At 32.5% G+C, this 26157-nt stretch carries 29 protein-coding genes and 1 tRNA gene; 18 read left to right on the top strand and 12 right to left on the bottom strand.

The window, feature by feature from the left end; genetic code table 11:
• Positions 1–33 precede the first annotated feature (33 nt).
• A complete protein-coding gene (locus tag ACQH2P_RS07190; RefSeq protein ID WP_425362755.1) occupies positions 34–1143 on the top strand; it encodes an IS66 family transposase in 1110 nt (369 codons plus the stop codon).
• Here ACQH2P_RS07190 and tnpB (ACQH2P_RS07185) read toward each other — a convergent pair.
• From tnpB (ACQH2P_RS07185) to dapD, 4 genes are all read right to left on the bottom strand, one after another.
• Positions 1140–1493 (bottom strand): IS66 family insertion sequence element accessory protein TnpB, encoded by a 354-nt coding sequence (tnpB, locus tag ACQH2P_RS07185; protein ID WP_425362591.1) that lies wholly within the window; start codon positions 1491–1493, stop codon positions 1140–1142. The genes ACQH2P_RS07190 and tnpB (ACQH2P_RS07185) overlap by 4 nt on opposite strands.
• Complete coding sequence (locus ACQH2P_RS07180; protein ID WP_425362660.1) at positions 1481–1870, bottom strand: hypothetical protein; 390 nt, start codon at positions 1868–1870, stop codon at positions 1481–1483. Before ACQH2P_RS07180 ends, tnpB (ACQH2P_RS07185) begins: the two co-directional genes overlap by 13 nt.
• A 188-nt stretch (positions 1871–2058) precedes the next feature.
• Positions 2059–3222 (bottom strand): DNA polymerase III subunit beta, encoded by a 1164-nt coding sequence (dnaN, locus tag ACQH2P_RS07175; RefSeq protein ID WP_425363614.1) that lies wholly within the window; start codon positions 3220–3222, stop codon positions 2059–2061.
• 4 nt (positions 3223–3226) lie between these two features.
• Positions 3227–4054 carry a 2,3,4,5-tetrahydropyridine-2,6-dicarboxylate N-succinyltransferase gene (dapD, locus tag ACQH2P_RS07170; protein ID WP_425363613.1) on the bottom strand — a complete coding sequence of 276 codons (828 nt, stop codon included), beginning with the start codon at positions 4052–4054 and terminating at the stop codon, positions 3227–3229.
• Positions 4055–4154: 100 nt separating this feature from the next.
• Between dapD and ACQH2P_RS07165 the strand changes: the two genes are divergently transcribed.
• The 5 genes from ACQH2P_RS07165 to ACQH2P_RS07145 all read left to right on the top strand — a co-directional run bounded on the left by ACQH2P_RS07165 (position 4155) and on the right by ACQH2P_RS07145 (position 7896).
• Complete coding sequence (locus tag ACQH2P_RS07165) at positions 4155–4805, top strand: MJ0042-type zinc finger domain-containing protein (RefSeq protein ID WP_425363612.1); 651 nt, start codon at positions 4155–4157, stop codon at positions 4803–4805.
• A gap of 103 nt (positions 4806–4908) precedes the next feature.
• Positions 4909–5394 carry an RDD family protein gene (locus ACQH2P_RS07160; protein WP_425363611.1) on the top strand — a complete coding sequence of 162 codons (486 nt, stop codon included), beginning with the start codon at positions 4909–4911 and terminating at the stop codon, positions 5392–5394.
• A 315-nt stretch (positions 5395–5709) separates the two neighbouring features.
• A complete protein-coding gene (gene recR, locus ACQH2P_RS07155; RefSeq protein WP_425363610.1) occupies positions 5710–6309 on the top strand; it encodes a recombination mediator RecR in 600 nt (199 codons plus the stop codon).
• Between the two features lie 332 nt (positions 6310–6641).
• Positions 6642–7508 (top strand): sensor histidine kinase, encoded by an 867-nt coding sequence (locus ACQH2P_RS07150; RefSeq protein WP_425363609.1) that lies wholly within the window; start codon positions 6642–6644, stop codon positions 7506–7508.
• Positions 7474–7896 carry a response regulator gene (locus ACQH2P_RS07145; protein WP_425363608.1) on the top strand — a complete coding sequence of 141 codons (423 nt, stop codon included), beginning with the start codon at positions 7474–7476 and terminating at the stop codon, positions 7894–7896. Before ACQH2P_RS07150 ends, ACQH2P_RS07145 begins: the two co-directional genes overlap by 35 nt.
• Positions 7897–8223: 327 nt before the next feature.
• Here the strand turns inward: ACQH2P_RS07145 and grxD are convergent, their stop codons facing one another.
• Positions 8224–8556 (bottom strand): Grx4 family monothiol glutaredoxin, encoded by a 333-nt coding sequence (gene grxD / locus ACQH2P_RS07140; RefSeq protein ID WP_425363607.1) that lies wholly within the window; start codon positions 8554–8556, stop codon positions 8224–8226.
• A gap of 51 nt (positions 8557–8607) precedes the next feature.
• On the opposite strand from grxD, the gene nth reads away from it, so the two are divergent.
• From nth to ACQH2P_RS07125, 3 genes are all read left to right on the top strand, one after another.
• The gene (gene nth, locus ACQH2P_RS07135; RefSeq protein ID WP_425363606.1) at positions 8608–9246 is read left to right on the top strand and encodes an endonuclease III; all 639 of its coding nucleotides are present in this window, start codon (positions 8608–8610) and stop codon (positions 9244–9246) included.
• Between the two features lie 114 nt (positions 9247–9360).
• On the top strand, positions 9361–10584 hold the full coding sequence (locus ACQH2P_RS07130) for an IS256 family transposase (protein WP_425362497.1): 1224 nt from the start codon (positions 9361–9363) through the stop codon (positions 10582–10584).
• Between the two features lie 226 nt (positions 10585–10810).
• A tRNA-Ser gene (locus ACQH2P_RS07125) sits at positions 10811–10898 on the top strand.
• Here ACQH2P_RS07125 and ACQH2P_RS07120 read toward each other — a convergent pair.
• Entirely contained in the window at positions 10869–12395 is a 1527-nt protein-coding gene (locus ACQH2P_RS07120; RefSeq protein WP_425363605.1) for a recombinase family protein, read from the bottom strand. The genes ACQH2P_RS07125 and ACQH2P_RS07120 overlap by 30 nt on opposite strands.
• Before the next feature lie 478 nt (positions 12396–12873).
• Positions 12874–13098 carry a hypothetical protein gene (locus ACQH2P_RS07115; protein ID WP_425363604.1) on the bottom strand — a complete coding sequence of 75 codons (225 nt, stop codon included), beginning with the start codon at positions 13096–13098 and terminating at the stop codon, positions 12874–12876.
• Positions 13099–13348: 250 nt separating this feature from the next.
• On the opposite strand from ACQH2P_RS07115, the gene ACQH2P_RS07110 reads away from it, so the two are divergent.
• The 6 genes from ACQH2P_RS07110 to ACQH2P_RS07085 all read left to right on the top strand — a co-directional run bounded on the left by ACQH2P_RS07110 (position 13349) and on the right by ACQH2P_RS07085 (position 18284).
• Complete coding sequence (locus ACQH2P_RS07110; RefSeq protein ID WP_425363603.1) at positions 13349–13618, top strand: helix-turn-helix domain-containing protein; 270 nt, start codon at positions 13349–13351, stop codon at positions 13616–13618.
• Positions 13619–13931: 313 nt separating this feature from the next.
• Positions 13932–14690, top strand: a complete 759-nt coding sequence (locus tag ACQH2P_RS07105; protein WP_425363602.1) for a DUF1376 domain-containing protein — start codon at positions 13932–13934, stop codon at positions 14688–14690.
• Between the two features lie 243 nt (positions 14691–14933).
• Positions 14934–15587 (top strand): hypothetical protein, encoded by a 654-nt coding sequence (locus tag ACQH2P_RS07100; RefSeq protein WP_425363601.1) that lies wholly within the window; start codon positions 14934–14936, stop codon positions 15585–15587.
• Positions 15588–15600: 13 nt separating this feature from the next.
• A complete protein-coding gene (locus tag ACQH2P_RS07095; protein ID WP_425363600.1) occupies positions 15601–15885 on the top strand; it encodes a helix-turn-helix transcriptional regulator in 285 nt (94 codons plus the stop codon).
• A gap of 147 nt (positions 15886–16032) precedes the next feature.
• Complete coding sequence (locus ACQH2P_RS07090) at positions 16033–16899, top strand: DNA adenine methylase (RefSeq protein WP_425363599.1); 867 nt, start codon at positions 16033–16035, stop codon at positions 16897–16899.
• Between the two features lie 161 nt (positions 16900–17060).
• Entirely contained in the window at positions 17061–18284 is a 1224-nt protein-coding gene (locus ACQH2P_RS07085) for an IS256 family transposase (protein ID WP_425362497.1), read from the top strand.
• 53 nt (positions 18285–18337) lie between these two features.
• On the opposite strand, the gene ACQH2P_RS07080 is transcribed toward ACQH2P_RS07085, so the two are convergent.
• A complete protein-coding gene (locus tag ACQH2P_RS07080) occupies positions 18338–21541 on the bottom strand; it encodes a sodium:solute symporter family transporter (protein ID WP_425363598.1) in 3204 nt (1067 codons plus the stop codon).
• Positions 21542–21698: 157 nt separating this feature from the next.
• Between ACQH2P_RS07080 and ACQH2P_RS07075 the strand changes: the two genes are divergently transcribed.
• Genes ACQH2P_RS07075 through ACQH2P_RS07065 form a run of 3 tightly spaced genes read left to right on the top strand, consistent with a single transcriptional unit; the run spans position 21699 to position 23344 of the window.
• Positions 21699–21932, top strand: a complete 234-nt coding sequence (locus ACQH2P_RS07075; RefSeq protein ID WP_425362589.1) for a hypothetical protein — start codon at positions 21699–21701, stop codon at positions 21930–21932.
• 30 nt (positions 21933–21962) lie between these two features.
• Entirely contained in the window at positions 21963–22196 is a 234-nt protein-coding gene (locus ACQH2P_RS07070) for a hypothetical protein (protein ID WP_425362621.1), read from the top strand.
• A 38-nt stretch (positions 22197–22234) separates the two neighbouring features.
• Positions 22235–23344 (top strand): IS66 family transposase, encoded by a 1110-nt coding sequence (locus tag ACQH2P_RS07065; protein ID WP_425363597.1) that lies wholly within the window; start codon positions 22235–22237, stop codon positions 23342–23344.
• Here the strand turns inward: ACQH2P_RS07065 and tnpB (ACQH2P_RS07060) are convergent.
• From tnpB (ACQH2P_RS07060) to ACQH2P_RS07045, 4 genes are all read right to left on the bottom strand, one after another.
• Positions 23341–23694, bottom strand: coding sequence for an IS66 family insertion sequence element accessory protein TnpB (gene tnpB / locus ACQH2P_RS07060; RefSeq protein ID WP_425362591.1), 354 nt, complete (start codon positions 23692–23694; stop codon positions 23341–23343). The genes ACQH2P_RS07065 and tnpB (ACQH2P_RS07060) overlap by 4 nt on opposite strands.
• Positions 23682–24071 (bottom strand): hypothetical protein, encoded by a 390-nt coding sequence (locus ACQH2P_RS07055; protein WP_425362660.1) that lies wholly within the window; start codon positions 24069–24071, stop codon positions 23682–23684. Before ACQH2P_RS07055 ends, tnpB (ACQH2P_RS07060) begins: the two co-directional genes overlap by 13 nt.
• Before the next feature lie 881 nt (positions 24072–24952).
• Positions 24953–25240 carry a GIY-YIG nuclease family protein gene (locus tag ACQH2P_RS07050; RefSeq protein ID WP_425363596.1) on the bottom strand — a complete coding sequence of 96 codons (288 nt, stop codon included), beginning with the start codon at positions 25238–25240 and terminating at the stop codon, positions 24953–24955.
• Between the two features lie 317 nt (positions 25241–25557).
• On the bottom strand, positions 25558–26106 hold the full coding sequence (locus ACQH2P_RS07045) for a helix-turn-helix domain-containing protein (RefSeq protein WP_425363595.1): 549 nt from the start codon (positions 26104–26106) through the stop codon (positions 25558–25560).
• Positions 26107–26157: the final 51 nt, after the last annotated feature.

The raw sequence follows: 26157 nt of genomic DNA, 5'->3' as shown, positions 1-26157 counted from the left end.
ACGTTACGCTGTAATGCTTGCGATTATACAGTTATGAACAATAAGAATATCAACAAATGGACAAATAGTAGCAAAAGTGCAATAGTGTTACAAAAGACCTACGGTACTCCCTTCTATCGTTTATCTAGGTTGCAAAGTTTAAGCGGGGTTCCTGTATCATATAGCTCGTTGTGGCAACAATATTTAGATGTTTGGCAAGAAGGTGGTGGAGCTGAAATTTACAGGGTATTATTGGAAATGGCTGCCGAATGTAGCTCACTGAATCTTGATGATACTAGAGCTAGAATTTTAGAAATTACTGTAGCCAATAAAAAATTACGTACTCAAAATAAGAAAGGACGCAGCTGTTATACCACTACTATATGTGCTAAGACTGCCAATAATGAGGTGATAGTTTTATATTTTACCGGTAATAAGCATGGCGGGGAAAATATTGGTAACGTACTAAAGAATCGTAAGAATAGGACTGATTCTATTCATTTAATGACTGATGCAAGTAACAATAATAACCCGGTATTATCAGAAGCAGATAAAGAATTACTGGCAATAATAGTGATGATCAATTGTTTGTCACATGGGCAGAGAAAATTTACAGAGAATGAACCATATTACCCTGAAGAATGCGGATATTTTCTCAAACAGACTGCTGGGATTTACCATAATGAACATCAATGTAAAGAGATGAGCCTTGAGGAGAAGCTGAAGTACCATCAGGAACATAGCAGTAAATATATAGAAAATATATATAACAAAATAGATGAATTATTTAACGACAAGAAAGTTGAGCCTAATAGTAGGTTTGGGCAAGCTATGAAATATTGGTTAAATAATAAAGAAGGTTTGACGCAATTTTTGAAAATTCCAGTTAGCAGTCTTGATAATAATTGGGCTGAGAGGTCACTACGTACCATTATTTTACAAAGGAAGAATTCATTATTCTTTAAAACAATCAATAGTGCTGAGATACATAGTGGTCTGTATAGTATAGTAAAGACTTGTAGTGAGAATGAAATCAATGCATTTAAATATTTAAATTGGCTGCAAGAGCAGAGCAACAAAGCAAAGAAGCATCCTACGAATTATACGCCTTTTGCCTATGCAAGATATATAAATAATACGGAATTAATCGAGACGGCAGCTTAAATGACAGGAAGCCAATCATTAGAGAGTTTGGCAGAACTAGGATCACCATTATGAATAAGAATGTGTAAGGTTCTATAACAAATCTGATAAGATGAATTATCAGATGGGGAAAGTTTTGCCGTAAATTTACCTTTGGATAGGCGTTTAGAGCATAACCAAAAGCCTTGACCATCAAAGGACAAAATTTTAATGGCAGTTCTGTTTTTATTATAGAATAAAAACAAGGAACCATTAAGAGGGTTGGAAGAAAGTTTTTGTCTGCAAACAGCTATTAAACCATCGATACCCTTACGAAAGTCGATGGCAATAGTGGCAACAAAAATAACTGACTGAGGGGTTAGTTGCAGCATAGAAATGTCTGAATTATGATTTTTGGATCCAATGTTTGGATAATAAGCTTGGTACCATTTGGTTTAATAATGTGGCAAGTGTAGTAATTTTGTTTGGGAGTAGCCACAGGATCAGTATCTATAGAATTTACTAGTTGAAATGGAAGGAAATTAATATCTTGTTGCAGTTTTGCTGCAAGTATACGTTGAATTGAACTAATTATTGTTTTATTAATATTGAGATGTTTGGCTATATCTTTGCAAGAATAGTGATGGAGTAGCTGGCGAACTAATTCCTTTAGATGGTTTGGTATGGGATCAAACTTGTTAGTTTTAGTTTGACGCCAGGCTTTAAATTGCTGAGCTACTTGCTCAATAGTAATTGATGGTATTTGCATAGTAGGAACCCAAATTTATAAAATAAATTTTATACTAACAAAAAAATTAGATAGAGTTATGCAGTTTTGCTGCAAGTATACGAACAATTGGACAAAGTGGCTTTATTACGTACTGTCTCACTAAAAAAATGATTCGCCCTATAGCCTCTCCACTATTAGCGAGGCTATAAGGGATGCTTTTGTGATGATCAAACCTTAACTGGCATAATCACAAAAACATCTTTAGGGTTTTGTGGTGTTTTCAATAACATTGGCGATGATGCGTCCAGAAAATATAGCTCAACTTGGTTTGCTTTAGTAGAATTCAACACAGCATTGAGTGCATCAGTAAGATATTTAGGATTAAAACCTATAGACAAAGTGTCTTCATAATCAAAAACGCATAAATTATTTTCATCTAGTGAATATGGTATAGTCTCTTTACCGACTCCTCTCGCTTCTCCAGAAGCCGTAATTTCAAGCAAATCTTTTGATAGAGTTAATTTTATTGCTTGAAATTTATCTATAGTTATTGTTGCTACTCTATCTATAACATCAACTAATAACTTGGTATTAATAGTAAGCTTATAGTTGTTTTCTACTGGAATAAAACCCTGGTAATCTGGAAAAGTTCCATCAATCAGTTTTGAGACCATCATAATATCATTGCAAACAAATTTAATCCTATTTGCACTTAGAAAAATTTCTACCTCTAGCTGAATATTTTTAGGATCTTTTAATATTTTGACAATTTCCTCGAGAGTTTTTTTAGATAAAATAACACCAAATTCACTAACCTTATCAGCTATTTCCACTACTGACACTGATAACCTATGCCCATCGGTGCTAGCCATACAACATTCTTCATCTTGTACGTAGAAATAAACACCATTAAGATTATAGCGAGTTTCATCAAGGGACACCGAAAACAAAGTACCGTCGATCATCTTAACAAAATCACGGCAAGGTATTTTAAGAGTGGCTTCAACATTAATATCATCTAATGTAGGGAATTGTTCAGCAGGTAAAGTTAGTAGATTAAAAGCACAATTCTTTCCTAAAATTTCAAACTGATCGGTTTCATTTGATACACTAAGCATTATGTCGTTATCAGCTATCTTTTTTACTATGTCATTTAATGTTTTAGTAGATACTGTTATGCTCCCCTCACTTATTACTTGGGATGCTACTTTCTGACTCAAATATATTTCCATATTAGTAGCTATTAACTCTAGTTTACCATCCTTCGATGATAATTTAATATGACTAAGTTCGGTAACTACATTACGTTTCTCTACTACAGAATTAGCAAAAGTTAGAGCGTGAGTTAGGGTTTTGGTTTCAACTATAATCTTTAATTTGTTATTATCCATATATTTAATTTCCTCTTAGCAGATCATTTATAGATACCTTACTCCTAGTTCCAGCATCCACCTGTTTAACGATTACTGCACAATATAAACTTGGTCTCCCTGAATCAGCAGGCAAGCTGCCAGGTACTACAACTGAGTATGCTGGGACTCTACCATAAATTATCTTGCCACTTTCCCTATCTACGATCTTTGTAGAAGCCCCAATAAATACTCCCATACTAATTACGCTTCCCTCTTCTACTAAAACCCCTTCTGCTATTTCTGATCTTGCACCTATAAAACAATTATCTTCGATTATTACCGGATTGTTTTGGATTGGCTCTAATACACCACCAATACCTGTCCCACCAGAAATATGACAATTCTTACCTATTTGGGCACATGATCCTATAGTAGCCCAGGTATCAACCATTGTCCCTTCTCCTATATATGCCCCTATATTAATAAAAGAAGGCATAACAATAACGTTTTTAGCTAAATATACCCCCGTTCTGATAATTGCTCCGGGAACGATACGACAGCCATCTGCTCGAAATAATTTGTCATTATAATGGGTAGAAAATTTGGGGGCAATCTTATCATACCATCTCATGCAATCTCCAGAGTGAACTTGCGATTCAGTTAGCATCATATGTAATAAAATTGCTTTTTTTACCCAATGATTAACTTGCCAATCAGCCCCATCTTTCTTACAAACCCTAATTGCCCCTTGGTTCAAACCATCAATAATATCCTGCAATATTTGTTTGGCATAATTAGTTTTTTCTGAATCTTGGGTTAATTTATCGCGTATTTGCCAAAATTCTTCTATAGTATTAATATATTTTTGCATAACATCCTTGCTAAATTATAAAAAAAATCATAATTTACTTTATCTTTAAGTCAACCTAATATACTTAAAATGATTTGAGTATAAAAATTAGATCACGTAAATGAGTATTACTTGCCCAAGTTGTAACACTAACTTTATAGTTTCGAAAGAACAAATAGGTATGATTGGCCGGAAGGTCAAATGTTCTCAATGTCACCATATTTGGTATCAACAAGCAGAGCTTGATAAGCAACAACCACCAATTATATCAGATCATCATACAGCAAAAAATGCTAGCACTAATGAAAATAATAAAATATTTTTGACCAAAGGCACCAACTTACCGGCTTTATTGCCACCAAAAGTTTCACAACATTCATATATTGTACCTACATTATTGCTTAGCTTAATTATTCTTTTATTATTATTGTTATTTCACGAAAAATTTAATGTACCAGCTTTGTATAAAGAAAATGATAATATACTAACTATAGGAAACATAAATGTTGAACAAAATAAAGCAATAGGACAAATTAAAGTTTCCTACCAGATAGCCAATAACTCTAACCATGATGTAACAATACCACTGATTAGAGTTAGATTGTTGGATAAAAAATATGTAACAGTAAAATCCTATATAATGCATCACAAAGACATCAAACTCCTACCTAAACAACATATCGATATTTCTACGCATCTTGATGTAGCTCCTAGTTCAAGTGAGTTATTAAATATTATGCTTGGTAATAGTTTGGATCTTATATTACATTAGACTTCTTTTGAAAGAAAATTTATAGTATGGAACATTGCTACTGTAAAAAATCTAGTAAATAACGGTGCATTTTAAAATAATTATATAACTTAAAATTAAAAAAATGAATAAGCAAATTATATACCCTAAATTAATACCCAGGCTTTTTGCTTCTTGTCTAGATTCATTTTTGTTGTCAATTTTTACAACTCCGATCACTACCTTTATGCTATCTAGACTATCTTTATTGTTTTTTAAAGCTAATATAGCTGATATACTAATAATGGGTAGCAGGAAACCGGAATTACTACAAAACGTAACTGCTAGTGGTGTTTTTACATTATTTATTTTAATGTTGCTAATTAACTTTGCTTTAGTTGCCGCATATTTTATTGGGTTTTGGGTTTATTGCGGGGCTACACCAGGAAAATTTATTATGCATATGAAAATAGTAGATGCAATAACTCTTGCAAAACCTAGTAAATGCCAATTAATTAAAAGATTTTGTGGATATGTATTAGTGCTGGTTGGTATTTGGTTTATACTATTTTCTAAACAACGCCAAGCTTTGCATGATAAAATTGCTGGAACTGTGGTTATTAAGAGTTAAAAGGTACTAACTAATAGGCGAAGACAATTGTATGGCTAACCCAATTAGCATTACTTCGTCATTGCAAGGAGTGCGTAAACACGATGAAGCAATGACGTTGACCACATACAACTTTTAAAGTGTACTATCTAAAACCTCTTCCTCTTCTGGCTTTCGACAGTTGTGACTAAAGTGGTTCCTCGCTAATAGACGTCAATTTACTGTGGCTAAATGCTAATCGGGTTAGCTATATTTGGGCTATCAAGAAAAAAGACGTGTTGTTTACTTAATTTTTATAAGTTGTTTTGACAACTTATAAAGTAGCGAAGGTATAATATGAATAAACTAAATGAAATAGATCAGTTGATTTATCTTCTTTCCAAACTACCTGGGCTTGGTCAAAGATCAGCAAGACGTATAGTCCTGCATCTTTTACAAGAAAAAGATGTTAGGTTAAAAAGTCTAATTTCAGTTCTTTGTTGTGTAGATAGTAATGTTGTCAAATGTGATATTTGTGGTAACATAGATTCTTATCATATTTGTAGAGTATGTTCGTCTGATGATCGTAATGGATCTATCATAGCAATTGTTGAAACAGTGACAGAATTGTGGGCAATGGAGCGTAGTGGTATTTTTAATGGGCATTACCATGTACTAGGACATGATTTATCAACTTCTAGTGGTCACAATCCTAAAGCACTAAGACTACCAGAGTTACTAGCTAGATGCCAGGATAATAACATTAATGAAATAATTATTGCAACTAATTCTACTTTAGAAGGTCAAACTACTGGTTATTTCATTACTGAATATTTTAAAGATTCTACCATTAAAATATCAAGATTAGCTAGCGGCATTCCAATAGGTGGAGAACTGGACTATTTGGATGAAGGAACCCTATCTGCTGCAATAACATTAAGACAGCCTTTTGATTAATTTATTAAAAGTTATTTATTTTATCAAAATATTTGGTATTATGCATAAAGTATTGGTTATATAACTTGATAATTTTTATTAATAAATTATCTAAGGTTACTATATTGAATTATTTACATATATTGTTAAATAATTATTTAAATAGTTTAATCTTTTCTTAGTTATTTTATATTTCCCTTACATAATACTTCTTTGCTCTTAAGAATTGAATTCCATTTTGAATGATGAGTACATACACTATAAGGTATGTGAGTATGCAAATTCATGATAAAATGAGAAAGTAATTATTGAAAACAAAGGAAAATATCATTATTTTTAGGTAAAATAAGCATATGCTCCAACTTCTTTGGGCTATTTTAGTTATATTTTTGATACCTGTATTTTTTTATATTTACAGGTATACGACGTTTTCATGGGTTAGCTTAGGAGGTAATTCAAAGACTAAAATATTAGAATTAGAACAGAAATTATCAGAGCAAGATAATATTTTGAATCATGTTACTCATGAAATCAGGAGTTCAATACATGGGGGAAGTAGTATAGCTCAATTTTTACATGAAAATTGGGATAAAATGGATGAGCAAGAGCATATAAAATATGTTGGTATAATAGCTAAGAATAATCAGCATATTATAAAATTAATTAATGATCTACTAGACCTGTCTAAGTTTAGTACTGGGAGGATGAAGTTTAATTTTGTTGCTATGGATCTATTAGCTTCTATAACAAATATTGTGAAACAACTTACAGAACTAAACGTATTTAACGATAAAATCAATATTATTCTTATTAATCAAAATATTACGAAAGCAATGATTAGTGGGGATGCAATTAGGATTAACCAATTATTAAATAATTTATTTAATAATGCACTCAAATATACTAAAGAAGGGTTGATTGTGGCAGTAATTAATTTAAAAAGTTATGAAAATAATCTTTATTGGTCTTTTAGCTTAATCGATACAGGTATAGGAATTCCAGATTCAGAGCTTGAAAATATTTTTGAGGTATTTACTCGTAGCTCACGAACTAATGATAACTTCATTGGTACTGGCATTGGTTTATCTATCTGCCGAGAAATTATACTAGCCCATAATGGCTATATTCATGCTGAAAATAACCTCAGGAAAGGAACAAAGGTAGAATTCATGATTCCTGTATACGATGAGAAAGAGATACAAAATGTTAGCAAAGTATAATATTATAAAAGTATTCACTATACTCTTTGTTGATGATGAACCAATCTGCCATGAAGCGATAAATTTAGTGTTACGTCATGAACAGAAATATAAAATTATCAGTGCTTATACTGGGCAAGAAGCAGTTGATTTATCTAAAATACATGCTAATAAAATAGATCTAATACTTCTTGATATTTCTCTTCCTGATATGACAGGTTGTGAAGTGCATAAACAGATAAGAAATGACAAAAATGTTGCCCATATTCCTATAATTTTTCAAAGTGGTTTGTCTAGCAATCATCAGGAAATAAAAGGACTCTTACAAGGACAAGCAACATACATAATCCGTAAACCTTATAAAAACCAAGAGCTGCTTGAAACTATAAGGCAGTTCGATAAAACCTAGATATACTATTTTTGTTTTGAATAATTATTTTTTGTATTACTTAGTCCCCCGTCAAAAGTCTAAAGATACAACATCTGCTATGTTTAAACAAAAAGGATGTCATTCCTGCGTAGGCAGGAATCTATAATATCTCAGGGCTTTTTGTCCACTATTTTAGATACCTGCTTTTGCAGGGATGACAAGCTTGCTACTGTGATTAGGTTATAAAAACTTTGTAAATCCATAAGGTTTTTGACAAAATAGGGTGAAAATCTTATGGATTTTGATGTGATTTTTAACCGCAAACATGTATTACCTCTCATACCTACAGCCTTTTTGACGGAGCGACTACTTAGGTAGTATATGTTTATCTTTTAATAATATAACAAGGTCACCATTTTCATACATTTCACGTACTATATCACAGCCACCTATAAATTCTTCTTTTATATAAAGCTGTGGTATGGTAGGCCAATCGCTGAAAGATTTAATATCCTCACGTAGGCTAAGATCGGTCAAAATATTAATATCACGAAATTCTATGCCCAGTTTTTTTAAGATAGAAACAACAGTAGCAGAAAAATTACATTGGGGGAAATTGCTAGTGCCTTTCATAAACAACACAACATCATTATTAGCAATTTCATTTCTTATAAAATCAAAATTTTTATTCTCTAACATCCCCAAACCTGATACAAATTATAATTTCTTTTTACTCTTAAATGTTATATTATGCAAGCTCAAATAGTTGATAAAATCTTTGAAATTTTAAGCCAGAATAATACTAGTCCCCGAACAGAACTAGAATATGTTAATAATTTTACTCTATTAATAGCTGTGGTATTATCCGCACAAGCAACTGATGTTTCAGTTAATAAAGCAACAAGATTTTTGTTTGGAGAATATAATACACCGGAAAAAATATTAGAACTTGGGGAGGAAGGATTAAAAAATTATATAAGATCAATAGGTTTATTTATAACCAAAGCAAAAAATATTGTTGCACTTTCTCGTATTTTGATAGATAAGTATGACAGCAAAGTGCCAAATAATTTTGATGAGTTAATTAAATTACCTGGTGTTGGAAGAAAAACTGCTAATGTAGTATTAAATTGCCTATTTGGTAAGCCAACTATAGCAGTTGATACGCATGTATTCAGAGTTTCTAAAAGATTGGGGTTGGCAAGTAGTAATACTCCCGAAAAAGTGGAATTTGAATTAGTTGAAATTATTGATACAAAATGGTTGCAACATGCTCATCACTGGTTGATATTACTTGGTAGGTATATTTGCAAAGCACGAGTACCAAATTGTCCTGCTTGTCCAGTTAAAGAATATTGTGAATATTATGCTAACAATTTTCTGAAGTAGTAAATTATTAGCTTTATAGCTAAAACGATTAGTATTTAGTCATGGCTCTGTCCAGAAAAGTGTGTAAATTTCGAGATAGGTTATATATAAAAATATAACAAAAAAGGAAATTACATGAATAAAAAAACAAATGAATCAATAAAGCAAGCAGTAGATTTATTAATAGATAATGATACAGATGTAAGCACAATACTGAAAGAAGGAGGATTATTAAAAGAATTGACCAAACGCTTGATAGAGAAGGCATTGCAGTCAGAATTGAATAATCATCTAGGCTATGATAAATACAGTCGTGTAGATAATGATAATGCTCGTAATGGTATAACTAGCAAAAAACTGATCTCCGAACATGGAGCGGTTGAGATAGAAGTACCAAGAGATAGGCGTAGTACCTTTGAACCAGCAATACTACCGAAAAGACAAAAACGTTTTGATGGTTTTGATGATAAAGTCTTATCATTATATGCTAAAGGTATGAGTGTATCTGATATTAAGGTTCAATTACAAGAGTTGTATAGTGTTGAAATAAGTGAGAGTTTAATCAGTCAGATCACCGATGATGTAATGGATGATGTAAAAGCTTGGCAGAGTAGACCGTTAGAAGAGATATATCCGATAGTATTTTTTGATTGTTTAGTAGTAAAAGTTAGGCAAGACAAAAGGATAATTAACAAGGCAATATATGTTGCATTAGGGATTGATTTATCTGGTAGAAAAGATATATTGGGATTATGGATCAGTGAAAATGAAGGGGCAAAATTTTGGCTTGGTAATTTTACTGAAATGAAAAATAGAGGATTAAAGGATATACTGATTGCCTGTAGTGATAATCTTACTGGTATGTCTGAGGCGATAGAAGCAGTTTATCCAAAAACAGAACATCAATTATGTATTGTACATCAGATTAGAAATAGTTTAAAATACGTATCATATAAAGATAGGAAGCAGGTGGCTAGCGATTTAAAGCCGATATATACTGCAGCAACGGAAGAACAAGCACATTTAGCTTTAGTATATTTTGAAGAAAAATGGAATAAACAATATCCACAAATTGCCAAATCATGGTATAATCATTGGGATAATTTAATGATTTTTCTAGGATATCCAGAGGCAATTAGAAAGGTAATTTATACCACTAATTCAGTTGAATCTGTTAATAGTCAATTGCGTAAAGTAACAAATAATAAGCGTGTTTTCCCTAGTGATAGTGCTGTTTTTAAAAGCTTATATTTGACAATTGACTATATGACCAAAAAATGGACTATGCCTATTCCCAACTGGAATGAAGCTATGGCTCATTTGATGATCAAATTTGAAGATAGGCTTAACAAAATTTAATGACCTATTTTGGAAATTTACACACTTTTCTGGACAGAGCCTTAGTCATAGTAAATTGATGTCATTGCGAGCGAACGTATGTGAGCGTGGCAATTCATGAAGTTTGTTTATATATTGCTTCGTTGACCTGAGGTCTTTCTCGCAATGACTGAGTAATGCTAATCGGGTTATCTATAGCCGAACTAGGGATAATTTTTTATTCTGAATGTGTGTATATAGTCGTTATGGAGAGGTGGCCGAGTGGTTTAAGGCGCTCGCCTGGAAAGCGTGTTCACGGTAACGTGTCAGGGGTTCGAATCCCCTTCTCTCCGCCATTCGGTACAAGTCGTCGTTTTTTCAAAAATATCGAACGGGAAACGTAGAGAGGTCTCAAGTTTTTTGCCACTCAGTTTCAGGTTCTGAAATACGAAATTTATCATTTTGCGTTTTTCGGGGGTTTCAGAACCTTTGAAGGTTTCATAGGCTTCAGAAGCTAGAGTTATTAGCATTGTAGCGGTATCAGTAAATTTATCGTCTGCTTCCTCATAAACTTTAAGTAAACGAGTAATTTCATATTGACGATCTTTTAATTGCTGTTTCTTTGCTTGGAATTCTTCTTTGCTTAGTTCACTGCTTAATCTTAAATCAATTAATGAATTTAGTTTATTTTCATTTTCTGTATGCTCTTTCTTTAAAGCAGCTGTTGCTTGCCCATGCTCGTCTTTTTTTAGCTCATTTGTATTTTTTAAATACGCTAGAGTCTCTTTTAACACTTCTGGGTCTCTTATACCTATTCTTTTAAAAACCTCTTCTACCTGCTTTAAAACCTCATCTTCTCTTACATAAATCTTTTTGTTTGGATTCTTTGGATCCCATGTACTTAAATAAGTCCATTCGTCCACTTTACCATCTGAATATGTTTTGCTGTGAGTTTCAGCTGTTACAACTTTGCCTGTTACTGCACAGGTGATTAACCCTCTAAAAAGAAAATCCTTCCCTCCATATTTAAAAGGCTTCTTCTTCCATCCTAAACGTACCTCTTTACATGCCATAAAAGTCTCTTTTGTTATAATTGCCTGGTAACCATGTGACCACATCTCTCCTTTTACTCTCATTTCACCATAATAGAAAGGTTGTTGGATCATGCGATGCACTACTGTTTTATTGACATAGCAATTGTTTTTGCTTCTAAGACCAAGCTCCTTAGCTTTTTTAGTCAAATAACTAAGAGTATACATTCCTGTTGCATATTCTTCAAAGAGTTTTTTTATGATAGAACCTCTTAAAGGATCGAGTATTACTATACTGCTTCCTCTTTCATCTCGGCTATTTAGGTAACCAAGAGGGGCTGGTCCTATCCACTCCCCTTTACGTAATTTATGATCTAGGCTTCTTTTAACGTTATCACTTAAACTGTCAACGTAAGATTGAGCCATCAATACGTTCATTCCCCACATTAGCTTTGCATGAGACTGAGAATCTTTATCTATTATGTAACCTTCCGTTCTAAAATGTAATTCTATCTTACCAGCTTTTATAGGTTCTTCTAGTAATGAAATTTCTGAGACTCTTCTTTGTACTCGATCTACTTTATCAGCAACTATAGCAATTGTTTCTCTATGGCTTTTAGCAAATTTGATCATCTCTTTAAATTGTTTGCGATCACCTCTGCTTGAAGATTCGATAATTTCAAAAGTTTCGATAACTTCAAGATTTTTACGTTGGCAATATTCTACTAATCTATATTTTTGAGCTTCAATTGAATACCCCTCTTCTTGCTCCCTTGTTGAAACACGAACTAAAATTATTGATTTTGTTGCTTTGTCTGTCATATTTTCTCCTTAGATAATAAATTTTGCTTTAACTAGAAAGTATTATGTACTCAAAGAGTAGAGATATATCAAGCACCGCACAAGTCAAGTTGAATTATTATTAAATTACCCCATCCCTTTCAGTATTAGAGCCAAGTGTAACATTTTTTTCAGTATTAATAATTTTTGGGTATATCCATACATGAGTTATTGTAAATAAATTGTTCTGGCTTGTAATAGTGCTACATCAGCTGTTTTGTTATTAAACTTCTATTTTAGCTATTTTAAAGCTATTACACGGCTTTTTAGTATCATTATGGTTGGAAGACCTGGTTTTGAATTATTACGCTCTAAGTCTAAATATGGGCTTTTTTGATTTATATGGGTTTGTTTTTTTATTAGTATCGCTCTTATTTAAACATTTTTTGTCCTTTAGCTGTTACATTACCCTCTTTTGCTTAATTTAAAGCCCTATTTTTTGGTCATTATATTATCCGTCCTATGATATTATTTTCTTATTCCTTTGCTTTCTTGCCTTGTAATTTATAATTTCCTGGCAGAAACCAATTAAGTTCCTAGCTGCTGCGTGAGCTTCTTGGTTAGTGAGTTTTTTGTCTTGAGCAATAATTTTTAACCTGTTTATAATTGCTTGATAAATTTCTTCTGATGTTCGTTTATCATTATTTACTTCCTGAATCATCTGGTGCATATAGACATTTTTCATAATATGTATTTCCCATTTTTATAAGCTTTTATCTTACTGTTAACTATTTTTTCTTGATTTACAATGGTCATTTCACAGCATGAAACAACTTTAGTATTAATAAAGCCTAGATTCACTTATCTTGATATGTAAAATTTATTTATTTCATATGTAAAAAATTTCATGCAGTGAAATTTTAAAAAATATTTCTTGAGTTTAGGTACCCAAGGGCGTTTTTCTAGTAAGGATAAAAAACTTTTAGGCTATAACTATGACTATGCAATTAATCACATGGTTAGAACTGCAAAAAATGTCTATAAAAGAATTTGCCAAAAAAATAGGTAAGCATCCTAGTTTGGTACATAAATACATTTATGCAGATGTAATACCCATGCGTGATCCAATGAAAAAAATTTTCATAACCACTGATGGATTGGTTTCAGCAAATGACTTTCACCAACTTACTGAAGAAGTGCTTAAACAGGAATTAGCAAAAAGAAAAAAGATTGCATCAGAACCTGAAATGGATTTCAGCAAATAATTCTAAAGTTTGTTATCAATAGTATCAATTAATTCAAATTTTTTAAATTTTGTCAACAGAACCTAGTATAGATTTTACCCACAAAACTTGTGGATAAATATGTGTATAATATGTGGATATCACGTGGATAAGTTTTTTTAGCCTGTGGATAAGGGATGAAATTTGGATTTTTTTATAACTTTTTTGGGATTTTTTTTGCATTTTTTTAGCTTTTTTTTTGAGTTATACGCTCGTATAGTTTTTTTTTGCCATTTTTTGAAGGTTTTTTTATGAGTTTTTACAGCTAAATTATCTAAAATTATAGGAGATTATTATGTTAAAATCCAAGAACAAGCCCTTTTCCCTATCAGCTTTTCTTCATGGTACTAATTTACTTGGACATGATGAATTAGGAATTTACATTAGACTGCTTGAACATATGTGGATAAGTGGTGGAAAATTGCCAAATAATGACCAAAAATTGGCACATTTTTTAAATATTTCACTAAAAAAATGGCAAAATTATAAAAAAATTTTGCAAAATTTTTTCATTTTTTCTGATAAAACTTTTACGCATTTGAAGTTGAAAAACGAGTGCCAAAAGCTTATAAAAGTATCACAACAAAATTCCTTGAATATAGCAAAGAGATGGGAGAAACATCGCAATCAACTTATCGAAATTTCAGGGGAGAAAGGTACCCCCTCTAATGATACGACCGTATATACGACCGTATATACGAACGTAATACGATCGTATTACCTACGCGCGCACGCGTCTAAAGATAAATCTATTGATATAAGATTAGATGATATAGATGAGCATGTGGATAACTCGCTTGGGACTTCAAAATTAGCAAAATCCGAAATAGCAGAATTAACTCAAAAGCTACAAATACTGTTCAACGAGTACAGTATGGTTTTACCAAAAGATACATTGTTGGTTGTAGAATGGCTAAAAAGCGGTATTAGCAAGGACTATATTTACCAAAAAATTCAGCAAGTACTAGCACGTATTTGCAAGCAGCAACTTGTACCTCCAAGGTCATTTGCTTACTTCATACCAGAGATAAAAAATGATCGTTATGAGCCATAGTTTTAGGAATAAAGCTATTTTATGCTTTTGGTTTAAGGTTTTAAGGGATAACATCTAAGTCAAAGCTTTATTTGCCAACAACCAACTGACAAAATAATTTCATCACAGGAAATAATTTTAATTATTTTACAGTTTTTGTCTCACATTTCTATATAAAATAGCATTTCACGTAATGAAAAGCCTATTGTTTTAAGAAAAATCCCTGTCATAATCTGAACAATAACAGCAATTAGAGCAAAATTTATGAATAAAAAAGCTATCAAATATGGATTACAACTTGATTTAGTTGAGCAAGATCATGAATTTTGCCAAAGCAATGAGAGTGACTATGAAAAAAGCGATAAAAAAATAGCTGAAGGTGTGATGAGTAAGTGCCTAATCAATCAATTTGTTCTTGCACAGTTAGCAAAAAATGAATTACAAACAAAGTTAACTGACCAATTGGCGGCGATATTTAGCTTAAATATTCAAGAATTTGGTTATCGTCAATTTTTAAGTGATGGGACAACTATGGGCTTTTGTACAAGGAATATCGACAATATTAAAAACACCCAAAGTAAAAATCTAAGCTACGAATACGAGACTTTGAGGAGATTCTATAATCAGGAAGCATGTAACAGTTTTATCATCTACCAAAGAACAAAAGATAAAATTGAAGGATTTTATTTTTTGTCTTCAAGTAACAATTCAGAGATTATCAGCTATTACATTAACAACCTTGAATCTTTTGAACAGTTTATTAGCATTGTCAGTCTTTATGCTAACATAGTTCTGAGTAGCATAAGATGCAGTAATTCATATTGCAAAAATTTACAGCACAATGATTTATACGTAAAAGTTTTTAGTCAAAATAGCTTGGACGAATTATTTCCAGAAAGGCTCTCAAGCAATAACTAAAAATGGTTCCATTATGAAAATAACTAAAATTAACATAAACTATCTAGGCAAATCTTTCACTCTTACCCAAAGAACTCTAGAATGCCTTATACTTGCAGCTCTTGGGTTTCCTAAAAAGCACATAGCAAGTAGATTAGGTATATCGTACAGAACTGCAGAGAAACATATAACAAATGCTAAAAATAAAATTGGCATTTACAACCAGAGACAATTAATTGATTTTTTATTTTCTAGTCAAATATTTAAGCATCCTGCTACTGCCAGTATTGCAAGTAGCATCACTCAATATAAAAATTAATTATTTTAAATTGATCATTTTTATTCCTTAATTTTCTACTATAGCATGAAGTTTATTATTAGCAAAAATAATAGGTGAAAATGCCAACTATTCGTTTTTAGTTAATCTCTTATGCTTTTCTAGAGAATAATTAAAAAATGAACTAAGATGATGCAACAACAAACTTTTATAAATGAAAATACAAGCACAGCAATTGCTAAAATAACTACCATTAACCCTACTGCCCCAATTATTAAACCATTCTTCCAATGGCTAGGAGGTAAAAGAAAAATAGTTGATAAACTGATAGAACATATTCCGCTAGGTTTAAATAATTATTATGAGCCTTTTCTTGGTGGTGGAGCACTATTTTTTCAAATAAAAAATAGATTTAATAAATGTTTTTTATCTGATATTAATCTTGAGCTTGTCACCAGCTATAATGCTGTCAAAAAGAATCCAGCAAAAATTATTGAGCTATGTGAATCATATCGGCTAAAACATAGTAAAGAATATTATCACCAAGTTAGAGATAATAATATTAATAGCAATGACCCTACTGAAATTACTGCAAGATTTTTATATTTAAATCGATATTCTTTTAGGGGAATATACCGAGTGAATAAACATGATCAAGTTCGAATGTCTTGTTCCACCAGAAACTATGCTACTTCTGATAATTTTATTACTATACTTAACCAATGTAGCAATACTTTACAAGATACGACAATTTACGCAGGAGATTTTTCTTTTATAGAACCACAAGCTAACGATTTTGTTTACTGTGATCCACCATATCATAAATCAGGTGAAGCTTTTTATACCAAAGTACCATTTAGTGAAGATGATCAAGTAAGACTTAAGAGATTTGCTATGGAATTATCTAACAAAGGAACCAAGTTTATGATTTCTAACAGTGATACAAGTTTTATTAGAGAGTTATATAAAGATTTTAACATTAGTACTATTACAATCAAATATTCGATATCAAATTACCGCAGAACATCTAATGAAGTGTTAATAACAAATTATTGATTGTTATACAATTAAGGGGTCGTTCTCTGTTTAGAGCTTACTATTACCCACATCTTTGGTTTAAAAAAGATGTGGGTAATATTATAACCTGGCTCTGTCCAGAAAAGTGTGTAAATTTCGAGATAGGTTATATATAAAAATATAACAAAAAAGGAAATTACATGAATAAAAAAACAAATGAATCAATAAAGCAAGCAGTAGATTTATTAATAGATAATGATACAGATGTAAGCACAATACTGAAAGAAGGAGGATTATTAAAAGAATTGACCAAACGCTTGATAGAGAAGGCATTGCAGTCAGAATTGAATAATCATCTAGGCTATGATAAATACAGTCGTGTAGATAATGATAATGCTCGTAATGGTATAACTAGCAAAAAACTGATCTCCGAACATGGAGCGGTTGAGATAGAAGTACCAAGAGATAGGCGTAGTACCTTTGAACCAGCAATACTACCGAAAAGACAAAAACGTTTTGATGGTTTTGATGATAAAGTCTTATCATTATATGCTAAAGGTATGAGTGTATCTGATATTAAGGTTCAATTACAAGAGTTGTATAGTGTTGAAATAAGTGAGAGTTTAATCAGTCAGATCACCGATGATGTAATGGATGATGTAAAAGCTTGGCAGAGTAGACCGTTAGAAGAGATATATCCGATAGTATTTTTTGATTGTTTAGTAGTAAAAGTTAGGCAAGACAAAAGGATAATTAACAAGGCAATATATGTTGCATTAGGGATTGATTTATCTGGTAGAAAAGATATATTGGGATTATGGATCAGTGAAAATGAAGGGGCAAAATTTTGGCTTGGTAATTTTACTGAAATGAAAAATAGAGGATTAAAGGATATACTGATTGCCTGTAGTGATAATCTTACTGGTATGTCTGAGGCGATAGAAGCAGTTTATCCAAAAACAGAACATCAATTATGTATTGTACATCAGATTAGAAATAGTTTAAAATACGTATCATATAAAGATAGGAAGCAGGTGGCTAGCGATTTAAAGCCGATATATACTGCAGCAACGGAAGAACAAGCACATTTAGCTTTAGTATATTTTGAAGAAAAATGGAATAAACAATATCCACAAATTGCCAAATCATGGTATAATCATTGGGATAATTTAATGATTTTTCTAGGATATCCAGAGGCAATTAGAAAGGTAATTTATACCACTAATTCAGTTGAATCTGTTAATAGTCAATTGCGTAAAGTAACAAATAATAAGCGCGTTTTCCCTAGTGATAGTGCTGTTTTTAAAAGCTTATATTTGACAATTGACTATATGACCAAAAAATGGACTATGCCTATTCCCAACTGGAATGAAGCTATGGCTCATTTGATGATCAAATTTGAAGATAGGCTTAACAAAATTTAATGACCTATTTTGGAAATTTACACACTTTTCTGGACAGAGCCTATAACCTTTTTTCAAGTAACCTTAATATTGGTAATCTCTTCCTTTTTAAGTAAGGTAACTCGTTCAATAATATCAAGGTCAACCCCTGCTTGAAGTAATTTTTGTGCTATATTTAATCTATCGTCCTTTTGTTTCTGTAAAAATATTTCTGTAATCTTCTCCAAATTCTCAATCCTTATATCGGGCAAATCCATTACTTTAGGTCGAATCTCCTTAATATTAGCAGGAATAGTGATACTATAATTCATACCTTTATCTTGGTTATCATTGACCTTAAAACTCCCATAGTGGGCATCTATAATATTTAAGCACTCAAAAAAAGTTAGTTCATCATTCTGTCTGAAAGTTGGAGTGAAAATCAATTTAAGTTGTTGCTCAGTAAGTTTATCACCTTGGTCTTTTATTGTTAGTCTTATTGCTTCAATTGATTTTTTACTTTTAGTAGCTTCTGATATATTTAGTTCAAAATCTAGAATATCATCCTCTAGAAAAATACCCACCAGATTACTATCAACATTATTGTTGATAGCATGAATCACCAGGCTTTTTATTACTGCCTTCAGTTTTTCTGGGTCACATATTATATTAGGATATTTTATTTTATATCGGCTCATAAACCGTAATGGTTGAGCAAATAATTTTTCACATTCTACTACTACTTCATTTACTAAATCCATAATGTTGATTTTAGTAAGCTTAATATGCACCTGATGTCTTACTCTATGAGTAATAGTTGAAAGATATAAAGCTCCAGCCTCTATTCGTTTTATTATTTCACATGATTCTTCAGTGATCCGAGAAATCTGGTCTTTATTATCTGTTTTTTGTAGTTTTGCACATAATTCTTTAAGTTGAAGGTACAAGGTATTAAGTTGCTGTTGTTCTTGAGTTGTTATTCTATTAAAAAACTCTTCTTCATGTTGTGTTACTTTTATCAAATCATGCGTTAGTTTCCTTGATTTTGCTTCCCATGCACTCTTCATGGTTTCAGACAGTTCTTCATATTTTTGTTTTGGTTTTAGAAATGCTATTAATACACTACTAAATAGCAACAAAAGGAAATTTATTTGAAATTGTATACTACCGAAATTACTAGTTAAATAGTCTTCACCCATATAACATTTAAAAAATTGCAATGATGCAAATGTACCAAAAATCGTTATAAATAAAGCTACTTGCCACCTAAGCAATATCCCTGTAATTAACAAATTAATAATAAATATTATTAATTGTAGTTGATGAAATTCGCTAATCATGACCAACATACTTCCAACACAAATCAATAGATATAAAATACCTAGATTCCAAGCTAATGCTATAAAGCTCTCGTTTTTAAATCTAGGAGGCCATATTGGATAAGTTACAAGCCCGGTAGATATTATTAATACTGAGTGGTAAATGAAGTGATAAATATCAGCATATTTTGTGCTATAATATTCTGAAATAGTAAATAACGAGGAATAAGTGGATATTATTACAAAGAAGCCAAATAGAAAATAAGTAATTTCATTTTTTGGTAGATTGCCTTTACAAAAATTTATCAGATTAAATTGTTTGATTGAACTAATAATTTTTCTGAATTTTCTTTTACGTTCCAGTCTGAGAGCGATTATAGGGCTGGGGTCTTTCACACCAATCCAACCACCAGCTTGTTTAAAAAAGTAATGGCTAAACATCAAAGTTAACAAATTAGCTGCCATAGCTGGTACGGTAGCCCCCATTTTTACATTTAAGATTTTAAAACTAACTGCTGTAATAAATCCAGCAAACATTCCAACTAATACCGCTTTACTACTACTACGAAAGCCTAGGATTGCTAAAAGGAAAGGTGCTGAAACTACAGGCATATAAACACCTAATACTATTAGCAGTAAATCAAGTATACTACTTGCTTTGAAAGCTAGGAAAATAGCAAAAATACCAACAAAAACAGCGGAAATACGTAATATAATGAGATCACTAAGATTATTACGTTGAAGCACCCCAGGCGTCATTGTGAGACCACGTGAGTGTAGTGGCAATCCGCTTTCCTGGATTGCTTCGTCGCCACAAAGTGGCTTCTCGCAATGACGTGTATGTACCCCACTCGTCATTGCGAGGAGTAGCGAAGCACGACGAAGCAATCCATTTTTAATCACTTTCTTGGATTGCTTCGTCGCCACTAAAGTAGCTCCTCGCAATGACGAGTTAGTTGGGGTCACTAAAGTGGCTCCTTGCAATGACGGAGTAATGTTAGTTGGGTTAGGTATAAAATTTAATAATTTTAAAATATCATTAGTAAATAATATAGCTGAAGAGTTAATGTATGAGTCTGCAGTAGACATAATTATCGCGATAATACCTATAGCAGTAAGTCCTCTTAATCCTGGATAGCTGTGATTCTCTATAATATGGGCTAATAAATTATTAGGGTTAAGATTAGGATTATCTGCCAGTAATAATATTCCAACCCAGATTGTTATTACTAATATCACAAGACAAATTAAACCTGCTGTTATAAAAGACTGTCTAGCTTGCATGACATCCTTAGCCATTGCCAATCTCTGGAAAAAAACCGGTTGAAAAGCTGGAATTAGATAAACTAATAACAAGAAAAAGGAACTTATAGACTTAGAGTTATAGAAATTAAATACCTGACTATAATCAAATAAAGGGCTTTCATTAATTGTTACAAAAACTTTATGAGGATCATGGAGAGTTCCCCAAATTATCAAAGTAATTACAGGAACGATAGTGCCAAAAGTAAAAAATTGTATTATATCTGTAAAAGTAACAGCCCTGATACCACCAAAAGCCGAGTATAATATCACTATAACAGCACTTGCCAAAACGGCATAAAAACTGGAAACATTAAAGAAAAGTTGCAACATGGTAGCTGAAACCTTAAATTGCAATGCAACTATTCCTATACAAAGGAAAATACCTGCTACGGCTGTAACCAATTGAACTTTTTTACCATACAGACTCCCCATGGCTTCAGCTATGGAAAGATTACCTAGAAACTCTGCCATACGTGGAGCTAATAAGTAACCAACGATTATCAGAGCCAAAGGTTCACAAATTGCCGGAATGATAAAGTATAGACCTTGTCTATAAGATTCAGTAATTGCTCCAGAAAAAAAACCACTACCAATACAAGTGGCAATAATTGTAGCAGTTATAGTGCTGGTGGAAAAATTGCGATTGCCTATAGCATATTCGTATACTTGCAGCAAAACTGCATAACTCTATTAAATTTTTTTGGTAGTATGAATTTATTTTATAAATTTGGGTTCCTACTATGCAAATATCACCGATTAGTAAAAAAACTGGTTGAAAAACTATCAGTTATACTATAACATTTCAATTATTAAACGTAATGAATGAATCAAAATGAAAAAGCCAAAAGTAGCGACCTTAAGTGCTGAGGAACGAGAAGAACTAATACAACATATTAAGGCAAGTTCATTAACAGGAGATGATCAGCAAGCGGTGATAGAACTTGTGAAATTTTGTAACGAACTAATAGACAAGCTAGCATCATCAAACATCAGTATAAATAAGCTTAAGGAGATGATGATTGGTTTTAAGGCAGATAACAAAAAAAAGATAGTTCAGATTCATTAAAAGAACCACCGAGTGAATCTGATAATAAGAATGGTGGTAATGAAGAAGAGTACGATGAGTCCAAGAAGAGAGATCGCAGTAATTGGCAAGGTAAATATGGATTTGATGATTATCAGGATGCGAATACCAGCTATTTATCTCCTGAGAATTTTTGTAGTGGTGATAGCTGTCCTCACTGTGATAATGGTAAACTCTATAATAGTGAAGCTAGAAAATTGCTACAATTTACAGGTAATGCTCCAATTACAGTCAACAGATATGTAAAGAAAACGTTACGCTGTAATGCTTGCGATTATACAGTTATGAACAATAAAAATATCAACAAATGGACAAATAGTAGCAAAAGTGCAATAGTGTTACAAAAGACCTACGGTACTCCCTTCTATCGTTTATCTAGGTTGCAAAGTTTAAGCGGGGTTCCTGTATCCCATAGCTCGTTGTGGCAACAATATTTAGATGTTTGGCAAGAAGGTGGTGGAGCTGAAATTTACAGGGTATTATTGGAAATGGCTGCCGAATGTAGTTCACTGAACCTTGATGATACTAGAACCAGGATTTTAGAAATTACTGTAGCCAATAAAAAATTACGTACTCAAAATAAGAAAGGACGCAGCTGTTATACCACTACTATATGTGCTAAAACTACAAATAATGAGGTGATAGTTTTATATTTTACCGGTAATAAGCATGGCGGGGAAAATATTGGTAACGTACTAAAGAATCGTAAGAATAGGACTGATTCTATTCATTTAATGACTGATGCAAGTAACAATAATAACCCGGTATTATCAGAAGCAGATAAAGAATTACTGGCAATAATAGTGATGATCAATTGTTTGTCACATGGGCAGAGAAAATTTACAGAGAATGAACCATATTACCCTGAAGAATGCGGATATTTTCTCAAACAGACTGGTGGGATTTACCATAATGAACATCAATGTAAAGAGATGAGCCTTGAGGAAAAGCTGAAGTACCATCAGGAACATAGCAGTAAATATATAGAAAACATATATAACAAAATAGACGAATTATTTAACGACAAGAAAGTTGAGCCTAATAGTAGGTTTGGGCAAGCTATGAAATATTGGTTAAATAATAAAGAAGGTTTGACGCAATTTTTGAAAATTCCAGTTAGCAGTCTTGATAATAATTGGGCTGAGAGGTCACTACGTACCATTATTTTACAAAGGAAGAATTCATTATTCTTTAAAACAATCAATAGTGCTGAGATACATAGTGGTCTGTATAGTATAGTAAAGACTTGTAGTGAGAACGAGATCAATGCCTTTAAATATTTAAATTGGCTGCAAGAGCAGAGCAGCAAAGCAAAGAAGCATCCTACGAATTATACGCCTTTTGCCTATGCAAGATATATAAATAATACGGAATTAATCGAGACGGCAGCTTAAATGACAGGAAGCCAATCATTAGAGAGTTTGGCAGAACTAGGATCACCATTATGAATAAGAATGTGTAAGGTTCTATAACAAATCTGATAAGATGAATTATCAGATGGGGAAAGTTTTGCCGTAAATTTACCTTTGGATAGGCGTTTAGAGCATAACCAAAAGCCTTGACCATCAAAGGACAAAATTTTAATGGCAGTTCTGTTTTTATTATAGAATAAAAACAAGGAACCATTAAGAGGGTTGGAAGAAAGTTTTTGTCTGCAAACAGCTATTAAACCATCGATACCCTTACGAAAGTCGATGGCAATAGTGGCAACAAAAATAACTGACTGAGGGGTTAGTTGCAGCATAGAAATGTCTGAATTATGATTTTTGGATCCAATGTTTGGATAATAAGCTTGGTACCATTTGGTTTAATAATGTGGCAAGTGTAGTAATTTTGTTTGGGAGTAGCCACAGGATCAGTATCTATAGAATTTACTAGTTGAAATGGAAGGAAATTAATATCTTGTTGCAGTTTTGCTGCAAGTATACGTTGAATTGAACTAATTATTGTTTTATTAATATTGAGATGTTTGGCTATATCTTTGCAAGAATAGTGATGGAGTAGCTGGCGAACTAATTCCTTTAGATGGTTTGGTATGGGATCAAACTTGTTAGTTTTAGTTTGACGCCAGGCTTTAAATTGCTGAGCTACTTGCTCAATAGTAATTGATGGTATTTGCATAGTAGGAACCCAAATTTATAAAATAAATTTTATACTAACAAAAAAATTAGATAGAGTTATGCAGTTTTGCTGCAAGTATACGCATATTCGTTAATATTTTTTATACCACGACTAAAAAATAGACCTACTGCTAAGTTAAAAGTTAAAAAGGTAGCGAAAATGGTTGTATCCAAATCCCAACTTAAATGCATATAATCTTCCCCTGAATGTCAAAAAACTGTAAGTTTTTGACCACCAAAGACAAGATTTTTAGAAGTAAGTGAATCTAGATTGGTGATCGGGGGGTTCGAAAAACTGCTAACAGACAGCCATGGTAGCCGTAGGGTTTAAGTGCAAACACTTAAACCGAACATACGACTACCATCCCCCCGACCATAAAAGATCGAGAAGCATCATTTACGGTTAATGCATACCGCCGTTAGATAGAGGATTTCGACGCCCTCCAGAATTACTTTGCAGTAATTCCACCTTAGATTTTAAATATCTATTTGTCTAAAGTCAATATAATGTTTTTATATCTAACGCGACTAACATTACTCCGTCGTTGCGAGGAGGTACTTTGCAACACACCGTCATTGCTACATATACGTCATTGCGAAGAGCCACTTTGCAACATACCGTCATTGCGAGACCACGCAGTGGTCGTGGCAATCCAGAAAATAATTAGAAATGGATTGCTTCGTCGGCTTTGCCTCCTCGCAATGACGAGTTATAAACATACGTCATTGCGAGACCACGTAGTGGTCGCGGCAATCCACTATTCATTAGACTGGATTGCTTCGTCGCCACTAAAGTGGCTTCTCGCAATGACGTATATGCATCCCACTCGTCATTGCGAGAAGTGCGTAAGCACGACGAAGCAATCCAATCCATGACATACGTTAAACAATGTCTTCATATAAATCACGCCATTCTGGATTCATAATCGTAATTAATTTTAATTTCCTAGCTCTGGAGCCAGATTTAATTTGCTTTTCTCTAGCAATAGCACTATCCATTGTCTCTAATATTTCATAAAATACTAAGTCAGTGCATTTATATTTTGAACTAAACCCTTTAATAATACCATGCTTATGCTCATAAACTCTCTTAATAAGATTTGAAGTAACACCAGTATATAGGGTGCCATTCTTCTGGTTTGCCATGATATATACTGCAGGTTGCTTCATATTTTGCTTATACTGTTATGGATTGCTTCGTCGTGCTACGCACTCCTCGCAATGACGAATTATAAACGCATACGTCATTGCGAGGCCACATAGTGGTCGTGGCAATCCACTATTCATTAGATTGGATTGCTTCGTCGTGCTACGCACTCCTCGCAATGACGAGTTATAGACACAGGCGTCATTGCGAGACCACATAGTGGTCGTGGCAATCCAAAAAATAATTAGAAATGGATTGCTTCGTCGGCTTTGCCTTCTCGCAATGACGAGTTATAAACTCAGCCGTCATTGCGAGACCACGTAGTGGTCGTGGCAATCCACTATTCATTATGGATTGCTTCGTCGGCTTCGCCTTCTCGCAATGACGAAAGTTTATCATTATCAGAAGTAGCGGGTTTAATTCTGCCAACCATTTCATCTAGTGATATCTGAAAATAATCTGCTAGTGCTATAATGATTTGACTATTAAAAGTTTTTTGTTCTCTCGTACCTTTAATAAAACCACGCAAAGAATTATTACTAAAGCCTATATCTCTACCTAAAGTATATAAATTGATATTTTGGCTTTTAGCCTTGTCTTCTACATATTTTTTTAAGTTATCACTAATGTCGTTAGACGATATAGTTCTAAAATTTCTATGTACCGGTGAAACATACTGTGTTCTCCCAATTACTTCATCTAACGAACAATTGAAGTAACTAGCTATTTTAAATATATGATTAATCGTAGGATTTATAATGAGTCCTTTTATTATATGAGTAACAGTAGAATAAGGAATCCCACTTTGCTCAACAAAATCTTTTCTTGTTAATTTTAATTCGCTAAATTTTTTTTCTAAAAATTCTTGTATTTTATAAACAAGAGCCATTTTTTTTATATAAAAAAGTGTTATCTAAACAAAATATTAGTGGAACACAAA

Origin of the sequence: Candidatus Tisiphia endosymbiont of Hybos culiciformis (assembly GCF_964030975.1) — a bacterium.
Classification (GTDB): Bacteria; Pseudomonadota; Alphaproteobacteria; order Rickettsiales; family Rickettsiaceae; genus Tisiphia.
Note: the sequence above shows the minus strand (reverse complement) of the source record. Positions and strands in the feature narration are given on the sequence as shown.

Coding starts and splice junctions, on each gene's coding strand:
- ACQH2P_RS07190 (WP_425362755.1), top strand. CDS start 34: ATGAACAATAAGAATATCAACAAATGGACAAATAGTAGCAAAAGTGCA.
- tnpB (WP_425362591.1), bottom strand. CDS start 1,493: ATGCTGCAACTAACCCCTCAGTCAGTTATTTTTGTTGCCACTATTGCC.
- ACQH2P_RS07180 (WP_425362660.1), bottom strand. CDS start 1,870: ATGCAAATACCATCAATTACTATTGAGCAAGTAGCTCAGCAATTTAAA.
- dnaN (WP_425363614.1), bottom strand. CDS start 3,222: ATGGATAATAACAAATTAAAGATTATAGTTGAAACCAAAACCCTAACT.
- dapD (WP_425363613.1), bottom strand. CDS start 4,054: ATGCAAAAATATATTAATACTATAGAAGAATTTTGGCAAATACGCGAT.
- ACQH2P_RS07165 (WP_425363612.1), top strand. CDS start 4,155: ATGAGTATTACTTGCCCAAGTTGTAACACTAACTTTATAGTTTCGAAA.
- ACQH2P_RS07160 (WP_425363611.1), top strand. CDS start 4,909: ATGAATAAGCAAATTATATACCCTAAATTAATACCCAGGCTTTTTGCT.
- recR (WP_425363610.1), top strand. CDS start 5,710: ATGAATAAACTAAATGAAATAGATCAGTTGATTTATCTTCTTTCCAAA.
- ACQH2P_RS07150 (WP_425363609.1), top strand. CDS start 6,642: ATGCTCCAACTTCTTTGGGCTATTTTAGTTATATTTTTGATACCTGTA.
- ACQH2P_RS07145 (WP_425363608.1), top strand. CDS start 7,474: ATGAGAAAGAGATACAAAATGTTAGCAAAGTATAATATTATAAAAGTA.
- grxD (WP_425363607.1), bottom strand. CDS start 8,556: ATGTTAGAGAATAAAAATTTTGATTTTATAAGAAATGAAATTGCTAAT.
- nth (WP_425363606.1), top strand. CDS start 8,608: ATGCAAGCTCAAATAGTTGATAAAATCTTTGAAATTTTAAGCCAGAAT.
- ACQH2P_RS07130 (WP_425362497.1), top strand. CDS start 9,361: ATGAATAAAAAAACAAATGAATCAATAAAGCAAGCAGTAGATTTATTA.
- ACQH2P_RS07120 (WP_425363605.1), bottom strand. CDS start 12,395: ATGACAGACAAAGCAACAAAATCAATAATTTTAGTTCGTGTTTCAACA.
- ACQH2P_RS07115 (WP_425363604.1), bottom strand. CDS start 13,098: ATGAAAAATGTCTATATGCACCAGATGATTCAGGAAGTAAATAATGAT.
- ACQH2P_RS07110 (WP_425363603.1), top strand. CDS start 13,349: ATGACTATGCAATTAATCACATGGTTAGAACTGCAAAAAATGTCTATA.
- ACQH2P_RS07105 (WP_425363602.1), top strand. CDS start 13,932: ATGTTAAAATCCAAGAACAAGCCCTTTTCCCTATCAGCTTTTCTTCAT.
- ACQH2P_RS07100 (WP_425363601.1), top strand. CDS start 14,934: ATGAATAAAAAAGCTATCAAATATGGATTACAACTTGATTTAGTTGAG.
- ACQH2P_RS07095 (WP_425363600.1), top strand. CDS start 15,601: ATGAAAATAACTAAAATTAACATAAACTATCTAGGCAAATCTTTCACT.
- ACQH2P_RS07090 (WP_425363599.1), top strand. CDS start 16,033: ATGATGCAACAACAAACTTTTATAAATGAAAATACAAGCACAGCAATT.
- ACQH2P_RS07085 (WP_425362497.1), top strand. CDS start 17,061: ATGAATAAAAAAACAAATGAATCAATAAAGCAAGCAGTAGATTTATTA.
- ACQH2P_RS07075 (WP_425362589.1), top strand. CDS start 21,699: ATGAAAAAGCCAAAAGTAGCGACCTTAAGTGCTGAGGAACGAGAAGAA.
- ACQH2P_RS07070 (WP_425362621.1), top strand. CDS start 21,963: ATGGTGGTAATGAAGAAGAGTACGATGAGTCCAAGAAGAGAGATCGCA.
- ACQH2P_RS07065 (WP_425363597.1), top strand. CDS start 22,235: ATGAACAATAAAAATATCAACAAATGGACAAATAGTAGCAAAAGTGCA.
- tnpB (WP_425362591.1), bottom strand. CDS start 23,694: ATGCTGCAACTAACCCCTCAGTCAGTTATTTTTGTTGCCACTATTGCC.
- ACQH2P_RS07055 (WP_425362660.1), bottom strand. CDS start 24,071: ATGCAAATACCATCAATTACTATTGAGCAAGTAGCTCAGCAATTTAAA.
- ACQH2P_RS07050 (WP_425363596.1), bottom strand. CDS start 25,240: ATGAAGCAACCTGCAGTATATATCATGGCAAACCAGAAGAATGGCACC.
- ACQH2P_RS07045 (WP_425363595.1), bottom strand. CDS start 26,106: ATGGCTCTTGTTTATAAAATACAAGAATTTTTAGAAAAAAAATTTAGC.